General features: G+C 70.7%; 12 protein-coding genes. 8 read left to right on the top strand and 4 right to left on the bottom strand.

All coding sequences use genetic code 11. The annotated features are described in order from the left end of the window. Positions 1-154: 154 nt before the first annotated feature. A complete protein-coding gene (gene ffh / locus Q0747_RS00730) occupies positions 155-1,738 on the bottom strand; it encodes a signal recognition particle protein (RefSeq protein ID WP_298251350.1) in 1,584 nt (527 codons plus the stop codon). A gap of 158 nt (positions 1,739-1,896) precedes the next feature. Between ffh and Q0747_RS00735 the strand changes: the two genes are divergently transcribed. Then, positions 1,897-3,333 (top strand): glucose-6-phosphate dehydrogenase, encoded by a 1,437-nt coding sequence (locus tag Q0747_RS00735; protein WP_298251351.1) that lies wholly within the window; start codon positions 1,897-1,899, stop codon positions 3,331-3,333. A 20-nt stretch (positions 3,334-3,353) separates the two neighbouring features. Here Q0747_RS00735 and Q0747_RS00740 read toward each other — a convergent pair whose 3' ends face one another. After that, complete coding sequence (locus Q0747_RS00740; protein WP_298251352.1) at positions 3,354-4,436, bottom strand: ammonium transporter; 1,083 nt, start codon at positions 4,434-4,436, stop codon at positions 3,354-3,356. Positions 4,437-4,601: 165 nt separating this feature from the next. On the opposite strand from Q0747_RS00740, the gene Q0747_RS00745 reads away from it, so the two are divergent. The 3 genes from Q0747_RS00745 to Q0747_RS00750 are packed head-to-tail and all read left to right on the top strand — an operon-like array spanning position 4,602 to position 5,934. Beyond that, complete coding sequence (locus Q0747_RS00745; RefSeq protein ID WP_298251353.1) at positions 4,602-4,952, top strand: helix-turn-helix transcriptional regulator; 351 nt, start codon at positions 4,602-4,604, stop codon at positions 4,950-4,952. A 2-nt stretch (positions 4,953-4,954) separates the two neighbouring features. Continuing rightward, entirely contained in the window at positions 4,955-5,152 is a 198-nt protein-coding gene (locus tag Q0747_RS13890; RefSeq protein ID WP_367277650.1) for a hypothetical protein, read from the top strand. Further along, entirely contained in the window at positions 5,065-5,934 is an 870-nt protein-coding gene (locus tag Q0747_RS00750; RefSeq protein WP_367277648.1) for an SRPBCC domain-containing protein, read from the top strand. The genes Q0747_RS13890 and Q0747_RS00750 overlap by 88 nt, the downstream gene beginning before the upstream one ends. A gap of 8 nt (positions 5,935-5,942) precedes the next feature. Here the strand turns inward: Q0747_RS00750 and ftsY are convergent, their stop codons facing one another. Then, a complete protein-coding gene (ftsY, locus tag Q0747_RS00755; RefSeq protein ID WP_298251354.1) occupies positions 5,943-7,136 on the bottom strand; it encodes a signal recognition particle-docking protein FtsY in 1,194 nt (397 codons plus the stop codon). Between the two features lie 88 nt (positions 7,137-7,224). Between ftsY and Q0747_RS00760 the strand changes: the two genes are divergently transcribed. Further along, entirely contained in the window at positions 7,225-8,547 is a 1,323-nt protein-coding gene (locus tag Q0747_RS00760; protein ID WP_298251355.1) for an MFS transporter, read from the top strand. A gap of 24 nt (positions 8,548-8,571) precedes the next feature. On the opposite strand, the gene smc is transcribed toward Q0747_RS00760, so the two are convergent. Beyond that, the gene (gene smc / locus Q0747_RS00765; RefSeq protein WP_298251356.1) at positions 8,572-12,198 is read right to left on the bottom strand and encodes a chromosome segregation protein SMC; all 3,627 of its coding nucleotides are present in this window, start codon (positions 12,196-12,198) and stop codon (positions 8,572-8,574) included. Positions 12,199-12,421: 223 nt separating this feature from the next. Between smc and Q0747_RS00770 the strand changes: the two genes are divergently transcribed. From Q0747_RS00770 to Q0747_RS00780, 3 genes are read left to right on the top strand one after another with little or no spacing between them, the layout of a single operon-like run. Next, on the top strand, positions 12,422-13,447 hold the full coding sequence (locus Q0747_RS00770) for a 3-oxoacyl-ACP synthase III (RefSeq protein ID WP_148600338.1): 1,026 nt from the start codon (positions 12,422-12,424) through the stop codon (positions 13,445-13,447). Continuing rightward, positions 13,441-16,068: an alpha/beta fold hydrolase gene (locus Q0747_RS00775; protein WP_298251357.1), complete on the top strand. Its 2,628-nt coding sequence runs from the start codon at positions 13,441-13,443 to the stop codon at positions 16,066-16,068. Before Q0747_RS00770 ends, Q0747_RS00775 begins: the two co-directional genes overlap by 7 nt. Next, positions 16,065-17,033, top strand: a complete 969-nt coding sequence (locus tag Q0747_RS00780; RefSeq protein WP_298251358.1) for an NAD(P)-dependent oxidoreductase — start codon at positions 16,065-16,067, stop codon at positions 17,031-17,033. Before Q0747_RS00775 ends, Q0747_RS00780 begins: the two co-directional genes overlap by 4 nt. Positions 17,034-17,177 lie beyond the last annotated feature (144 nt).

Below are 17,177 nucleotides of genomic sequence, written 5' to 3' on the forward strand. Positions count from 1 at the left end.
TGCTCCCGTGGGGCGGGCCATTCATGGGGGTTCTTCAGGACACGATGCACGCACAGAGAGAGGGCTGCACGGATCGGGTACGGATTCATTGTGCCAGACGGTGCCGCGTTAGGCGACTCCGGCCGGCACCATGCATCCGTCGGGCCCGGGCCGGCTACTTCCCGAGGAACTTCTCGAAGCCCTTGGGGAGGTTCATCGCCGAGGGATCGAGCTCCTGCTGTCCGCCGAAGGCGGCGCCGGTGGGCGCGGCGGCGCGAGCCGCCTCGCGCCGCACCTCGGCCTCCCTGGCCTCCTGCGCGGCCTTGGCCGGGTTGCCCGAGCGCGGCTTCTTCTTGCCCTTGGCAGCGACGGCCTTGCTCTTGCGGGCTCCCCCGAACCCACCGGGCCCCGCCATGCCCGGCATCCCCGGGACACCGCCGCCGGAGGCCATCTTCTTCATCATCTTCTGCGCCTGCGCGAAACGCTCGAGCAGGCCGTTGACCTCGGAGACGTGGACGCCCGATCCGCGGGCGATCCTCGCGCGCCGCGAGCCGTTGAGGATCTTCGGGGCCACACGCTCGTGCGGGGTCATGGAGCGCACGATCGCCTCGACGCGGTCGATCTCGCGCTCGTCGAAGTTCTCGAGTGCCTCGCGCATGTTCGCAGCACCGGGCATCATCATGAGCATCTTCTTCATGGAGCCCATGTTGCGGATCTGCTGCATCTGGGCCAGGAAGTCGTCGAGCGTGAAGTCCTCCTGGTCGGCGAACTTCTTCGCCATCCGGGCGGCCTCGTCCTTGTCCCAGGACTTCTCCGCCTGCTCGATCAGGGTGAGGATGTCGCCCATGTCGAGGATGCGGGAGGCCATCCGGTCGGGGTGGAAGAGCTCGAAGTCCTTCAGGCCCTCGCCCGTGGAGGCGAACATCACGGGCTTGCCGGTCACCGACGCGACGGAGAGGGCCGCGCCTCCCCGGGCATCACCGTCGAGCTTGGTCAGCACGACGCCGGTGAAGTCGACACCCTCGCTGAAGGCGAGCGCGGTGGTGACCGCGTCCTGGCCGATCATGGCGTCGATGACGAAGAGGACCTCGTCGGGGTCGATCGCCGCGCGGATGTCGGCGGCCTGCTGCATCAGCTCGGCGTCGACACCGAGGCGTCCTGCGGTGTCCACGATGACGACGTCGTGCAGGCGGGACCGCGCCTCGGCGACGCCCTGGCGGGCGACGGCCACGGGATCACCCGTGGCGGCCTCGAATTCGGAGCTCACGCCGGGGTGCGGGGCGAAGACCGGCACCCCGGCACGCTCGCCGTTGACCTGGAGCTGGCGGACGGCATTGGGACGCTGCAGGTCACAGGCCACGAGCAGCGGGCTGTGTCCCTGGCCCTTGAGCCAGGTGGACAGCTTGCCGGCGAGGGTGGTCTTGCCCGCTCCCTGCAGACCGGCCAGCATGATGACGGTGGGCGGGTTCTTGGCGAGGCGGATGCGCCGCGTCTCGCCGCCGAGGATACCGACGAGCTCCTCGTTCACGATCTTCACGATCTGCTGGCCCGGGTTCAGCGCCTGCGACACCTCCAGACCCAGCGCCCGCTCCTTGACCGACGCCGTGAAGGCGCGGACCACCGAGACGGCCACATCGGCGTCGAGCAGGGCGCGCCGGATCTCGCGGACCGTCGCGTCGATGTCGGCTTCGCTCAGGCGGCCCTTGCCCCGGAGGTTCTTGAAGGTCGCGGTCAGGCGGTCGGAGAGTGAGTTGAACACGTGCCGTGGACTTCTTTCATCGGGAGAAGATGGGGACTTCAGCTCCCTAGCGTATCAACAGGGCCTGTGCCGGACGACGGCGGCCCCGCCGCCGGGAATCCTCCGTCCGCCCTGCAGGAACACGGGACACGCCCGGCTTTCCGTGGCAGGGTGAAGGCGTGGACACTCACTCACTCGCAGAACACGACTCCATCCCGGCCGATGCGGACACCCGCGTGAGAACACTGCTCATCCTGGGAGCGTCCGGCGATCTGACGGGCCGCCTCCTCCTCCCGGGGCTGGCTCGGCTGATCCGCCTCGGGCGCGCCGACGGCCTCAAGCTGGTGGGCGCCGGGTCGGACGACTGGAGCGACGAGCAGTGGCGGACGCGCATCGACAGCTCCTTCGCCACCGCCATGGGCAAAGCGGACGACGCCGGGCGGGCCTCGCTGCAGCAGGTGCGGGACGACAGCTCCTACCACCTGCTCGATGTCACGAAACCGGGCCTGGCCGACCTTGTGGCCACCCTCGACGGCCCGGTGGCGATCTACTTCGCGCTGCCCCCCTCCGTCAGTCAGAAGGCCTGCAGCGCGCTCGGGTCCGACTCGCTGCCCCACGGGACCAGGCTCGTCATGGAGAAGCCCTTCGGCACCGATCAAGCCTCCGCCCACCTGCTGAACGAGAAGCTCGCGAAGGTGGTCCCGGAGCAGAACATCCACCGCGTGGACCACTTCCTCGGCAAGGCCACGGTCTTCAACATCCTCGGGCTGCGCTTCGCCAATCGCATCCTGGAACCGGTCTGGAGCAATCTCCATGTCGAGAAGGTCGAGATCTTCTTCGACGAGGCACTCGCGCTCGAGAACCGGGCTCGCTACTACGACGGCGCCGGCGCGCTGCGGGACATGATCCAGAGTCATCTGCTGCAGATCATGGCCCTGCTGGCCCTGAATGCGCCGTCGACCCTCCACGAGCGGGATCTCCGCGATCACATCGGCTCGGTCCTGCGTGCCAGCTCGGTGGACGTCGACACGCCGGGCAGCAGCCGTCGTGCCCGCTACACGGCGGGCAGGATCGGCGAGCGCGAGGTCGGCGACTACACGGCGGAGCCCGGCGTCGACCCCTCGAGGGGTACGGAGACGCTCGCCGAGGTGACCGTCTCCATCAACAACGACCGCTGGGCGGGGGTCCCGTTCATCCTCCGCTCCGGCAAGGCACTCGGGGTCACCCGCAAGGAGGCGGTCATCACCTTCAAGCCCGTCAGTCATCTGCCCACCGGCTTCAAGGGTGAGGACGCACCCGCCAAGCTCCGGATCGGGTTCGGACCCGACACGCTGCAGCTCGAGATCGACGTGAACGGCCCGGGAGACATCTTCTCGCTCGACCGCACCACTCTGAGCACCAATCTCAACGAGACCGATCTGCTCCCCTACGGCGAAGTGCTCGAGGGTGTCCTCGCCGGGGATCCGACACTCTCCGTCCGCGGGGACACCGCGGAGGACTGCTGGCGCATCGTGGAGCCGGTCCTGCAGGCCTGGGCGGAGGATCGGGTGCCCCTGGACGAATACACCGCCGGATCGGCCGGTCCGGACTCCTGGCCCTCCACCCACGGAGGCTAACGGGACCTTGCGCCCCGGGGTCAGGGGCCGGTGCCCTCCATCACCGGGTCGGTACCCCTACGCTGTCCGGTCACCGACGGCACCGCCCGTTGGTCGACCCGGTGCCCGGTGAAGGGGCGGAAGGTGCTGCCCATCGTGAGTCCCCCGAACTCGTAGGCCGTTTCCGCGTGCTCGGAGAGGTCGACGCCGGACACCTCGTCGTCGGGGCTGATGCGGAACCCGATGGTCCGGTGGATGGCGAGCCCGATGACGGCCGTCATCACCGCCGAGAATGCCACGGCGAAACCTGCGGCGACGAGCCCCGCCACGATGCCGGAGGCGGCACCGAGCGAGGTGGGGCGCCCGTCGCGGATACGTTCGGTCACCAGCCAGCCCACCATCGCCGCCGCAGGCGCGGCCATGGTGTTGACCCAGATCAGCCCCGCCTCCTCGGCGCTACCCGCCGCACCGCCGTTGAAGCCGAACCATCCGAACCACAGCAGCGCAGCACCGAGCATCACGAGGGGAATGTTGTGCGGTCGATGGGCCGGGTCCTCCCCGAACCCCTGGCGCTTGCCGAGGATCAGGGCCATGACGAGGGCTGCGACCCCGGCGCTGATGTGCACCACCGTACCGCCGGCGAAGTCGACGGCCTCACCGACCGTCCCGCCCACGACGCCGTCGGCGCTGAGCAGCCCCCCGCCCCAGACCATGAACGCCAGCGGGCAGTACACGATCGTGATCCAGACCGGGACGAAGAGGGTCCACGCTCCGAACTTCGCCCTGTCCGCGATCGCCCCGCTGATCAGCGCAACCGTGATGATGGCGAAGGTCGCACCGTAGCCGGTACCGATGAGGTCCTCGGTACCGATCAATCCGGTCAGGCCGGAGGAGGTGAAGGGGTTGCCGACGAGCTGGGCGACCCCCTGGCCAGTAGTCATCGAGTAGCCCCAGAGAACCCAGACGATCCCGACGAGGCCGACGGCGACGAAGCTCATCATCATCATGTTCAGGGCGGCCTTGGCGCGGGTCATCCCGCCGTAGAAGAACGCGAGGCCGGGCGTCATCAGCAGTACGAGGGCAGCTGAGGTCATCACCCAGACGTGGCTCGGTGTCAGATCCATCACGGACAACCCTTCCGGAAGAGGCGGGTACTTCCCGCACCTCAAGAATCGGACGCCCGTGTTTCCGTCGCTCGGGCGCCGTATTGCGAGCAGGTTAAGCCGCAGCAAGCGGAAGCCGTGAGAAGGCATTGCACGAGCGTCGAGCCGCGAGTAACGTACAACTTTATGGTTGTAGATGCGTTGACCGACGAGGAGGTGAACCGCATCTTCCGTGCGCTGGCCGATGCCACCCGGCGCGACATCGTGCGCAGGACGCTGCTGGCCGACATATCGGTCTCGTCCCTGGCCCACGCGTACGACATGTCGTTCGCCGCGGTCCAGAAGCACGTCGCGGTACTGGAGGAGGCGAGGCTCGTGACCAAGGAACCCCGCGGACGCGAGCGGATGGTGCGCGGAGTGCCCGAGCGCCTCCGCCAGGCCCAGCGCCTCCTCGACGACCTCGAACTGATCTGGCGTGCGCGGACCGACCGCCTCGACGCCCTCCTGAGCGAGTCCCCACCCCCCGAGAAAGGCTGATCATGCCCGTCATCACCACCGAGAAGAACCTCGACCTGCTGACCCTGACGATCGTCGCCGAGTTCGCGGCACCGCTGCGCCGCCTGTGGGACGCCTATATGACCCCCGGCAGATCGAACGGTTCTGGGGACCGCCCACGTACCCCGCCACGTTCCTCCGCCACGACGCCTTCCCGGGCGGCCGCAGCGTCTACCGGATGACCGGCCCCGAGGGCGATGAGCACTACGGGTGCTGGGAGTGGCGCTCCGTGGATGCTCCCGACGCCTTCGAGGTGTCCGACGCCTTCGCGGACGCGAACGGCGAGCCGAACCAGGAGCTGCCGAGCATGCACATGTCCTTCGCCTTCGAGGCGATCGAGGGAGGGTCGCGCCTCGTCACCACGACGCGCTTCGACTCCCTCGACCAGCTCGAACAGCTGGTCGGGATGGGAATGCTCGAGGGTACCCGCGAGGCGATGTCGCAGATCGACACAGTGCTGACCGATCTGGCGGCCTTCGCCGCCGACCACGTGGCCGAGGCGCAGCTCCTCGGCGATACACGGGTACGCGTGGCCCGCATCATCCGCGGTCCCGTGGAGCACGTCTGGCGCGCCCACACCGATGCCGCCCTCGTGAAGCGGTGGCTGCTCGGACCCGACGGCTGGACGATGCCCGTGTGCGAGATCGCGGTGCGCGTCGGCGACAGCTACCGCTACGAGTGGGAGAACGCCACCGACGGCGAGCGCTTCGGCTTCACCGGCGAACTGCTGGAGTCCGCGGAGCCATACCGCTCGGTCACCACCGAGTCCATGATCGGTACGGACCACCCAGCCACACTGAACGAACTGACGCTGACGCCCGTCCAGGGCGGGACCCTCCTGTCCCTGGTCATCACCTACGCGGATGCCGGCCAGCGGGACGCCGTCCTGGCGACGGGCATGACGGACGGCATGGAGACGAGCTATGCGAGGCTCGAGGGACTGCTGGAGTCAGCCCACGCCTGACGGGCCGATCAGTTCAGCAGGGCGTCGACAAAGCCGTCGGCGTCGAACGGCGCCAGATCGTCGGCACCCTCGCCGAGTCCGATCAGCTTGACCGGCACGCCGAGACTGCGCTGGATGGCCACCACGATCCCGCCCTTCGCCGTGCCGTCCAGCTTCGTCAGGACGATACCGGTGATGTTGACCACCTCGGCGAAGACCTTGGCCTGGCTGAGTCCGTTCTGGCCCGTCGTCGCGTCCAGCACCAGCAGCACCTCGTCCACGGCGCCGTGCTTCTCGACCACGCGCTTGACCTTGCCGAGCTCGTCCATCAGGCCGACCTTGTTCTGCAGGCGACCGGCGGTGTCGATGAGGACGACGTCGACCTCCTGCTCGATACCCGCCTTCACAGCATCGAAGGCCACCGACGCCGGATCTGCGCCGTCGACGTCGGACCTCACGGTCGGGACACCGACCCGTGCCCCCCACGTGGCGAGCTGCTCGGCGGCCGCGGCACGGAAGGTGTCCGCCGCCCCGAGGAGCACATCCTTGTCGTCCGCCACGAGCACGCGGGCCAGCTTGCCCACGGTGGTGGTCTTCCCCACGCCGTTCACACCGACCACCATGACCACGGCCGGACGGTCGGCGTGGCGCTGGGTCGCGAGCGACCGGTCCATCGTCGGATCGACCAGCTTGACGAGTTCCTCGTGGAGCATGCCCCTGACCTCGGCGGGGTCCCGGCTGCCGGCCACCTTCACGCGCTCACGCAGCGCGTCGACCAGTTCCAGGGTGGGCTCGGTGCCCAGATCCGCGAGCAGGAGGGTCTCCTCCACCTCGTCCCACACGTCCTCGTCGATCCGGTCCCGGGAGAGCAGGGCGAGCAGGCCCTTGCCGAGGGCGTTGTTGGAGCGGATCAGGCGCGCGCGCAGCCGGGCGAGCCGGCCCTGCACGGGGTCCACGGTATCGAGGCCCGGCGCGGGCGGCGCCTCGTCCAGACTGCTGAGATCGTCGGGGACGAGGACGTCCGTGGTCGTGCCGTCGGGCCTGTCGAGCACATCCGTGGAGGTGGCTCCGTGGACGCCGGCCGGATCCTGATCATCGGCGTCCCGCGGGGACGAGTAGATCCCCGGCGGTGTCCGGCGACCGCGCACGAGCACGACGAGGAGCGAACCGATCACGGCGATCGCGAGGACGACGAAGATGACGGGCAGCAGTAATTCGTTCACCGCTCAACCTTCTCACAACGCCTCCCGCGCCCGGCAGCCACCGGACCTGCGGTCGCGGGACGCCCGGCAGTGGCAGAATGCGAGGACCATGTCCGGTTTCCCTCGCGCGCGCAGACACCCCTCCTCCGACGACTCCTCGGGACGGAAGCGTCCGCCGACGGACGACGCCGGCGAGAAGCAGGCCATCCCGCGCGAGATCAAGGTCCTGATCGCCGCGGCGTTCGTGATCGCCATCGGCTTCGGACTCGTCGCGCCCATCCTCCCGGCCTTCGCCCAGAGCTTCGACGTCGGGGTGACCGCGGCCTCGGTCATTGTCAGCGCCTTCGCCCTGACCCGCCTGCTCTTCGCACCGGCGGGCGGCTGGCTGATCGAGCGGATGGGCGAGCGACCCGTCTACATCATCGGCCTGCTCATCGTGGCCACCTCCACCGCCGCGTGCGCCTTCGCGGCCAGCTACTGGCAACTGCTGATCTTCCGCGGACTGGGCGGTATCGGGTCGACCATGTTCACCGTGTCGGCCATGGGTCTGATAGTCCGGCTCGCTCCCCCGAGCATCCGCGGACGGGTCTCCGGCGCCTATGCCACGGCGTTCCTCCTCGGCAACATCGGCGGTCCCGTCCTCGGGGGCCTGCTCGCCGGCTTCGGGCTCCGCGTGCCCTTCCTGGTCTACGCCGTCGCCCTGCTCATCGCCTCCGCCGTGGTGTTCTTCCAGCTCAAGGACACCTCGCTCGCCGATCGCCGGGCGGCCCGCAAACAGGCTCCGCTGGCGGTCAAGGTGGCGCTCCGTGACTCCGCCTACAGGGCGGCCCTCGTCTCCAGTTTCGCCAATGGCTGGTCCTCCTTCGGCATCCGCATAGCCCTGGTCCCCCTGTTCGCCTCGGCCGTGCTGGGAGCCGGCCCGGAGATCGCCGGGCTCTCCCTGGCCTTCTTCGCTGCCGGTACCGCATTGGCGCTGACCTTCTCCGGCCGGCTCACCGACACCGCCGGCAGGAAGCCCCTCGTGATCACGGGATTGATCATCAACGGTGCGGCGATGGTGGCGCTCGGATTCTCCGGGAACGTCGTGGTCTTCCTCGCCATCTGCGTGGTGGGCGGGATCGGGACCGGACTGCTCAACCCTGCCCAGCAGGCGGCGGTCGCCGATGTCATCGGTCACGAACGAAGCGGCGGCAAGGTCCTGGCCACGTTTCAGATGAGCTCCGATCTCGGTGCCATCTTCGGCCCCATCGTCGCGGGCGTCATCATCGACCGGTTGTTCGTGGGCTCCTACGATCTGGCCTTCGTCGCCACCGGAGCCCTCGCCCTGCTCGCCGCCGTCGTGTGGCTGGGCGCGCGGGAGACCCTGGTCCGCAGTCGCGGCGCGGACCCCGTGGGTCGGGACACGGGCGGGACACCGGTGACGCAGGACTGAGGACCCGGCCCCTGCGCGGGCCGTTCAATGTTCCGGCGGCACCCCCAGGCGCTGGCTGATGACGGCGGAGACCCCGTCACCGCGCATCGTCACCCCGTACAGGGCATGGGCTATCTCCATGGTCCGTTTCTGGTGGGTGATGACGATGAGCTGACTGGTCCGGCTGAGGTCCCGGAAGATCTCGAGGAGACGGCCCAGGTTCGTGTCGTCGAGGGCCGCCTCGACCTCGTCCATGACGTAGAACGGAGAGGGGCGCGCCCGGAAGATGGCGACCAGCAGCGCGACCGCCGTCAGCGAGCGCTCTCCGCCCGACAGGAGCGAGAGTCGCTTGATCTTCTTGCCCGCGGGCCGCGCCTCCACCTCGATGCCCGAGGACAGCAGGTCCGTCGGATCCGTGAGCACGAGCCGCCCTGCGCCTCCGGGGAAGAGCCTGGCGAAGACCTGCTCGAACTGCTCGGCCGTGTCCCGGTAGGCCGCGGTGAAGACCTGTTCCACCCGCTCGTCGACCTCCCGGATGATCTCGAGGAGGTCCTTGCGACTGGCCCTGAGGTCGGCGAGCTGCGTGCTGAGGAACTGGTGGCGCTCCTCCAGGGCCGCGAACTCCTCGAGGGCCAGCGGGTTGACCTTGCCGAGCGCGGCGAGGTCCTTCTCGGCACGCCGCAGGCGTTTCTCCTGCTCGGACCGGACGAAGGGCAGCCCCTCCGGCACGGGCTGCCCGTCGGCGTCGACCGCCGTCCTCAGCTCCGCCCAGCGGTCCTGGGTGCCGGAATCCGCCGGCACCGGCAGGTGGGGGCCGAACTCGCCCACGAGGTGATCCGGGGTCAGCCCGAGGTCGTCGATCGCCCGCTTCTCGAGCGCTTCGATCCGCGCTCCCTGCTCGGCCCGGGCGAGCTCGTCCCGGTGCGCGGCGGTGGTGAGCCCCGCCAGCTCCTCACCGAGCTCCGCGGTACGTCGCCGGACCTCCTGCCACAGCGCGTCCTGCTCGTGCCGTCGCTGCTCTGCGGTGTCCCGCCGGTCGGCTGCCGCAGCGATCGAGCGGATGGCGAACTCCTCCGTCCGTCGCGCACCGTCCGCCACGGCACTGGCGGTACGGGCCCCGGCCCTGCGTACGTCCTCCCTCCGTGCCGCCTGCTCGCGCGCGCGCCGCTCGGTACGGGCTGCGTGCTCCAGCGACGCCGCCCGGGCCCCGAGGGCCGACAACTGCTCCTCGCTGCTGCGCAGGGCCAACCGGGCCTCGAGCTCGCTCTGCCGGGCATCGGCCGCGCCGCGGTGCAGGTCCGCCTGCCGTGCGGTCGAGGGCTCTGCCTCGACGGGCCGGTCCTCGTACTCCTCGAGGCTCTGCAGGGCCCCGGCCAGCGTCGCCTCCTCGCGGTCGCGGCGTTCGCCGGCCTCGGCGAGGAGACGCTCCAGACGCGTCCTCTCCCCGGAGGCGGACCGCAGGGTGGCGCTCAGGTGGCCGAGCTGCTCCGTCACCGCGGCCATCCGTGCGTCCGACTCATGGAGGCGGGCGAGAGCGGCGTCAACGTCCTGGCGCGCTGCGTGGTCCCGGCCGCGCACGTCGGCCAACCGTATGCGCAGACGCTCCGCCGCGATCTCGGCCTGCGCCAGCCGCTCCTCGGTCCGGGTGGCGGCTGCTCTCAGCTCGAGCTGCCCCGCTGCCGCGCCGGATCCACCGCGCGCAGTGTGCCGCGACAGGAGGTCGCCGTCCCGGGTCACCGCCGCACGCACCCGGTCGTCCTCCACCGCGGCGGCCGCCTGCTCCATCCCCTCCACGACGACGACGCCGTCCAACATGCTGCCGAGTGCGGCCCGCAGCGGGAGCGGCACGGACACGACGCTCAGCAGCGGCACGGCCTGATCGAGGGCGCCCTCCACCGCCGGAGCCTGCCCTGTCGCGTCCGTGCTCCGTGGATCCTCCTGCCGCGATGCAACGGTCCCGCCCGGAACGACGACGAGGGAGATCCGGCCCGCGTCGTCGCGCCGGACCAGGCGCAGTGCCTCCAGCGCCGACTCGACGCTGTCCACGGTCACGGCGTCGGCGAACTCCGCGAGCGCGACGGCGACCGGCCGCTCGAACCCGGGCGTGATGTCCAGCAGGTGCGAGAGGGGCTGGAGGACACCGCGCAGGTCGGCGCCGAGGAGTGTCCCTGCCGCATCGCGCTGGTGCAGGCCCTCACGCTGCGCGTCGAGCCGGGCGGAGAGGGCTCCGCGTTCCCGGTCGGTACGGCGCTCCTCGTCCGTGAGGGCCTCGAGTTCCGCCGCGACCGCGCGATGGACGGCGGCGGCCTCCTCGTACACGGCGTCGAGCCCCTCCTCCCCGGACTCGGCGTCCCCGATCTGGTCCTGCAGCGTCGAGAACGCCTCCTCGGCGATCCGCTGCTCCTCCTCCGCCGCAGCGATAGAGGCCCGGAGCCGTCCGGCCTCGGCGATGGCCGCGTCAGCCCTGGAGCGGGCAGCCCCGACCGCCCCGGAGAGCCTCGCGTGCGCCTCGCGCCGCACGGAGGCCGCCTGCAGCGCGCGCGCCAGCCGTGTGTCCTCCGCAGCCGCCGCCTCCTCCGCAGCACGGCGCTGCACCAGTGCCCGCTCGAGTGCCCCGGCCCGGGCTGCGACCTCATCCTGCAGGACGCCGACCTCCTCCCGGAGCCTCGCTGCGTCCCGGTCGAGTCGGTCCGGGTCGCCGCCCGGCTCCGGCGGCGCACCCTCCTGTCCCAGCAGGTGCGCGCGGTCCTCCGCCCGGACGGCGAGCGCGGAGAGCTTCTGCCGCGCCTCCGACAGGGCGTACCAGGAGTCCCTCGCGCGGTCGAGTGCGGGTACCGCCGCAGTGGCCGCCTGCTCGATAGCGCTCTGGCGTTCCTGCTCCGAGCGGAGCAGCCCCTCCACCTCGGTGCGGCGCGCCCTGCCGGCGTCCGCTGCGGCGACGGACCGCTCGAGGACGGCGCGCAGACCCACCAGGTCGTCGGCGAGGAGGCGGGCGCGGGCGTCGCGGAAGGTCGACTGCACCTGCTGCGCCCGCCGGGCCACCTCGGCCTGCTTGCCCAGGGGGGTCAGCTGCCGGCGGAGCTCGGTGGTCAGATCCGCGAGTCGTGCGAGATTGGCCTGCATGGCCTCGAGCTTCCGCACGGTCTTCTCCCGACGCCGCCGGTGCTTGAGCACACCCGCGGCCTCCTCGATGAAGCCGCGGCGCTCCTCCGGCGTGGCATGGAGGATCCGGTCGAGCTGCCCCTGCCCCACGATCACGTGCATCTCCCGGCCGAGGCCGGAGTCCGAGAGGAGTTCCTGGACGTCGAGCAGACGGCAGGTCCGGCCATTGATCGCGTACTCGGAACTGCCCGACCGGAAGAGCGTCCGCGAGATGGTCACCTCGGTGTACTCGATGGGCAGCGCGCCGTCGGTGTTGTCGATGGTGAGCTCCACCTGCGCACGCCCCAGGGGGGCACGCCCGGAGGTGCCGGCGAAGATGACGTCCTCCATGCTGCCCCCGCGGAGGGTCTTGGCACCCTGCTCCCCCATGACCCACGCGAGCGCGTCCACCACGTTCGACTTGCCGGAGCCGTTGGGGCCGACGACGGCGGTGATGCCGGGCTCGAAGTCGAAGCTGGTCGCCGATGCGAATGACTTGAACCCCCGCACGGTTAGACTCTTCAGATGCACGGTGTCAGGATCTCCAGGTGGGGTAGGACCTGCCCAATCTACTGGACCGCATCCACGAAGTGCCGTTCCGGTGCCGCTCGGCAGCGGCCGCGTTCGAGGTCCACGTGACCCGAGCCTTACCTACGAAGTAGGCTTACCAAAGTTTCAGCAGTATCCAGAGGCGTCCGGGCCACCCCTTCGCGGGGCTCTCGGCGGGCGTTGATTATGTGACGAGGCAGGAAATTTGACCGGTAACGCGACGTTCCGACATGACAATACGGCGCTGCTCGCCGTGACGAGCGTGGAGGCGCCGGTAGTCGTCAGTTCCAGTGAGTTCGACGAGCGCCTGGCCCCGAGCCTGAAGAGACTCCGCCTCTCGAAGCGCCTCCTCGAGCGTGTGGCCGGCGTGACCGAGCGCCGCTGGTGGTCCCCCGGATCCGACTTCGACGACGCCGCGATCGAGGCCGGTGCGAAGGCGATGGCGGAGGCCGGGATCGAGCCGGGGGATGTCGGTCTCCTGGTCAACACCTCGGTGACCCGGCGGAATCTCGAGCCGTCGGTCGCCGTCAAGATCCATCACTCGCTCGGGCTGCCGTCGTCGGCCATGAACTTCGATCTCGCCAACGCCTGCCTGGGCTTCGTGAACGGCATGACCCTCGCGGCGAACATGATCGACTCCGGGCAGATCAAGTACGCGCTGATCGTGGCCGGCGAGGACGCCCAGCAGACGCAGGAGGCCACGTTCAACCGGCTGAATCGTGAGGAGTCGACCAGGGAGGACTTCCTGAGCGAGTTCGCCACCCTGACGCTCGGCTCCGGTGCCGCCGCCGCCGTGATCGGCCCGGCGGACCTCCATCCGGGATCGCACCGCATCCTCGGCGGAGTCTCCCGCGCCGGGACCGAACACCACGAGCTGTGCGTGGGTGGGATCGACGGCATGTACACGGACACCAAGGGCCTCCTCGACGGCGGCCTGGACCTCGTGGTCACCGCCTGGCACGAGGCCCAGGCGGACGGCTGGAAGTGGGACGCGATGGATCGCTACGTCACGCACCAGGTTTCCACCTCGTACACCAACGCCATCATCAAGGCCGTGGATCTCGAGCGCGAGCGGGTCCCCATCACCTTCCCCCACTGGGGCAACGTGGGTCCGGCGTCGCTGCCCATGACCCTCGCCCAGGAGTCGCAGTCGCTCAGCCCCGGGGACCGGGTGCTCTGCCTCGGCGTGGGATCCGGGCTCAACACGTCGATGATGGAGATTGCGTGGTAGCACTCCCTGGCGTCGACCCCTCCTGGTCGACGTTCACGGACGTGCCCTCGACCAGCGGAGCAGACGAGCCCGGGACCGTCCACCGCTGGCACTATCTCGACAACGGAGCCGGCCGCGACGGCGAACCGGTGCGGGGTACCCTGCTCTGCGTCCACGGCAACCCCACGTTCTCCTACCTGTGGCGGGACTACCTGGCCGCCGGACGGGCGGCGGGCTGGCGGGTCGTCGCCGTGGATCAGCTGGACATGGGCTACTCGGCCCGGACCGGCGTCCTCCGCCGGCTCGCCGACCGCATCACGGACCTCGAGGACTTCGTGGCCGCCGTCGGCCTCGACGGTCCGCTCGTCACCGTGGGGCACGACTGGGGTGGCGTCATCAGCCTCGGCTACGCGAACCGCAATCGGGGATCCCTGGTGGGGATGATCCTCACGAACACGGCCATCCACCAGGATCCCGCCCGCCCCATCCCTGCGCTGCTCAGACTCGCGCTGGCCAGAGGCGTCCACGGGCCCGGGACCCGCACCACGAGTTCCTTCCTCGACGTCACGCTCGCCCTGACCCGACCGCGGCTGGTACCGGAGGTCCGCCGCGCGTACAAGGACCCCTATCGTGGCACCGCGGCCCGCCACGGTATCGCCAACTTCGTCTCCGACATCCCCGTCGGGCCCGGACACCCCAGTCACGCCGCGCTCGCCACCGTGGCCGAGGGTATCCGGAGCATCACGGTCCCCGTCCTGATGATGTGGGGACCCGGTGACCCGATCTTCTCCGATCCCTATCTCGAGGATCTCGCCCGGCGTCTCCCCCACGCGGACATCCACCGCTTCGAGGGGGCCGGTCACCTGGTGCAGGAGGACGCGGACACCGCCACCACCGCCGTCGAGTGGCTCGATGCGCGCTTCGTGGGCCTCGACGCTCCGGCCGCGCCGACGGACCGGCGCGCCGAGGACGCCGGCTACACCCCGCTCGGGCAGCGCATCGGCGATCTCGCGGCCGGCCCGGACGGGACCTCCACGGCCGTCGCCGAGATGTCTGCCGACGCAGCACCCCGGACGTTGTCCTGGCGCGCCCTCGAGGAGGACATCGCGGCCGTCGCCGCCGGACTCTCGGAGCGCGGCGTCGGGCCCGGCAGCAGGGTGAGCCTGCTCGTCCCGCCGGGCGTTGATCTCACCGTGCTGATCTACGCGTGCCTGCGCATCGGGGCCGTCATCGTCGTGGCAGACGCCGGCCTCGGCGCACGCGGACTGAGTCGCGCCGTGCGGGGGGCGGCCCCCGACGTCGTCATCGGCATCGAACGCGCGCTCCTCGCCGCGCGCGTGTTCGGCTGGCCCGGTCGCCGCATCAGCGCCGCACCGTTGTCCTCCGCCCGACGGTCCGCCCTGAAGGTCGAGGCATCCCTCGAGGATCTCCGGAGGACGCCCGTAGCGGTCCGGCCCCCCGCCGGGGATGCCGACCCCGACGCCGATGCGGCGATCCTCTTCACCTCCGGCTCCACGGGCCCGGCCAAGGGCGTCGTCTACACGCACCGCCAGCTCAGTGCCATGCGTGACGCCGTCGAGCGCACCCTCCACCTCGGACCCGGCACCGCACTCGTGGCGGGCTTCGCTCCGTTCGCCCTGCTCGGACCGGCGCTCGGCGCCACGTCCGTCACCCCGGACATGGATGTCACCGCTCCGCGGACCCTCACCGCCCGGGCTCTGGCGGACGCCGCCGCAGCCATCGGCGCGGACGTGGTCTTCGCCTCGCCGGCGGCCCTGCGGAACGTCCTCGCGACGAGCGACGACCTCCCGGCGTCGGGCAGGGCTGACCTGGGCCGGGTCCGGCTCCTGCTCTCGGCCGGTGCTCCGATCCCCGTCCCTCTCCTCGAGGCCGTCCAGGATCTCCTGCCCGCCGCCACCCTCCACACGCCGTACGGGATGACGGAGTCGCTCCTGGTCGCCGATGTCGATCTCGCGGGCATCCGTGCCGCCGCAGTGGCCACCGGCGCGGGCACGGAGGGCGCCGGCAACGGTGTGTGCGTGGGACGGCCGGTCCACGGCGCACGGGTCGCCATCGCACCGCTCGACGCGACCGGCGCTCCCGGGCCGGACGTGTCCACCACGCCAGGGCTGACGGGCGAGATCCTGGTCAGTGCCCCGCACGTCAAGGACCGCTACTTCCGCCTGTGGAAGACGCAGCAGCTGTCCGCCGGCACGAAGCCCTGGCACCGGACCGGCGATGTGGGGCACCTGGACGCCGAGGGGCGCCTCTGGGTGGAGGGCAGACTGCCGCACGTCATCTCCTCCCCCGCCGGTGTCATCACGCCCGTCGGACCGGAGCAGGTCCTGGAGCAGCTCGACGGCGTCCGCCTGGCAGCCGTCGTCGGCGTCGGTCCGACCGGCACCCAGGCCGTGGTCGCCGTCCTCGAGGTGGCAGATGCAGGACGTCGTCCGCGACTGGCGGACGAGGCCCTGACCCGCGGTGCCCGGCATGCTGCCCGCGAGCTGGGCACGGAGCTGGCAGCGGTCATCGCCGTGCCACGGCTCCCGGTGGACATCCGCCACAACGCCAAGATCGATCGCACGCGGGTGGCGCGGTGGAGTGCCCGCTTCCTCGCAGGCGGGCGGGCGGGCTCGCTGTGACGGTCCTGGTGACCGGCGCGAGCGGCATGCTCGGGCGCGCCGTCGCCCGACAGCTGCTGATCGACGGCACACCGGTCCGCACCTTCCAGCGGACGCCCTCGGGCGTGCCCGGGGTCGAGGACCGCCTGGGCTCCGTCGACGACGGCGCAGCGGTCCGCAACGCCGTGCGGGGCTGTTCGGGCGTGATCCATCTCGCCGCGAAGGTCTCGTTCACCGGGGTGTCCGCGGACTTCGACCGCATCAACGTCGAGGGCACCCGACTGGTCCTCGGGTGCGCCCGGGCGGCCGGTGTTCGCGACGTCGTCCACGTCTCCTCGCCGTCGGTCGCCCACAGCGGCGCCTCACTCATCGGTGTGCCGGCCGGTCCCGCGGATCCGGTGCGCGCCCGGGGCGATTACGCCCGGACGAAGGCCGCTGCGGAGCTGCTGGCCCTTGCGGGCTCCACCCCGGACTTCCGGGTCGCTGCAGTGCGACCGCACATCGTCTGGGGACCCGGGGACACCCAGCTCGTCCAGCGCGTCATCCATCGTGCGCGCGCCGGCCGTCTGCCACTGCTCGACGGCGGCACCGCCCTGATCGACACCACCTATGTGGACAACGCCGCGGCCGCCATCGTCGCGTGCCTCGACCGCATGGACCAGGCCCAGGGCCAGGCTCTGGTGGTCACGAACGGCGAGCCGCGTCCCATCGCGGAGCTGATCTCCGCGATGTGCCGTGCCGGCGGGGTGGCGCCTCCGCGCTGGTCGGTCCCGGGTCCTCTCGCGCGCAGCGCCGGAGCGGTGATCGAGCATCTCTGGCAGCGAGCCGGACGGACCGGGGAACCTCCCATGACGCGATTCCTCGCCGAGCAGCTGTCCACCGCCCACTGGTTCGACCAGCGCCACACCCGGAGCGTGCTCGACTGGACACCTGCGGTCGGCCTCGACGAGGGCTTCGCCCGCTTGGCCTCGCACTACCGCCGCTGACGCAGGCCATGCCATGCCAGGCCATGGGGTACCCGACCATCGGCCCTGACGGTGACGATGGTCCGGGAACGACGAAGGACGGGATGCAGGGCATCCCGTCCTTCGTCGTTCGCTCACGTCATCACCGGCGCGCTGCCGGCAACT

Origin of the sequence: uncultured Arthrobacter sp. (assembly GCF_947493765.1) — a bacterium.
Taxonomy (GTDB): domain Bacteria; phylum Actinomycetota; class Actinomycetes; order Actinomycetales; family Micrococcaceae; genus Arthrobacter_D.

Coding starts and splice junctions, on each gene's coding strand:
- Q0747_RS13890 (WP_367277650.1), top strand. CDS start 4,955: ATGCCCGTCATCACCACCGAGAAGAACCTCGACCTGCTGACCCTGACG.
- Q0747_RS00760 (WP_298251355.1), top strand. CDS start 7,225: ATGTCCGGTTTCCCTCGCGCGCGCAGACACCCCTCCTCCGACGACTCC.
- Q0747_RS00745 (WP_298251353.1), top strand. CDS start 4,602: ATGGTTGTAGATGCGTTGACCGACGAGGAGGTGAACCGCATCTTCCGT.
- Q0747_RS00740 (WP_298251352.1), bottom strand. CDS start 4,436: ATGGATCTGACACCGAGCCACGTCTGGGTGATGACCTCAGCTGCCCTC.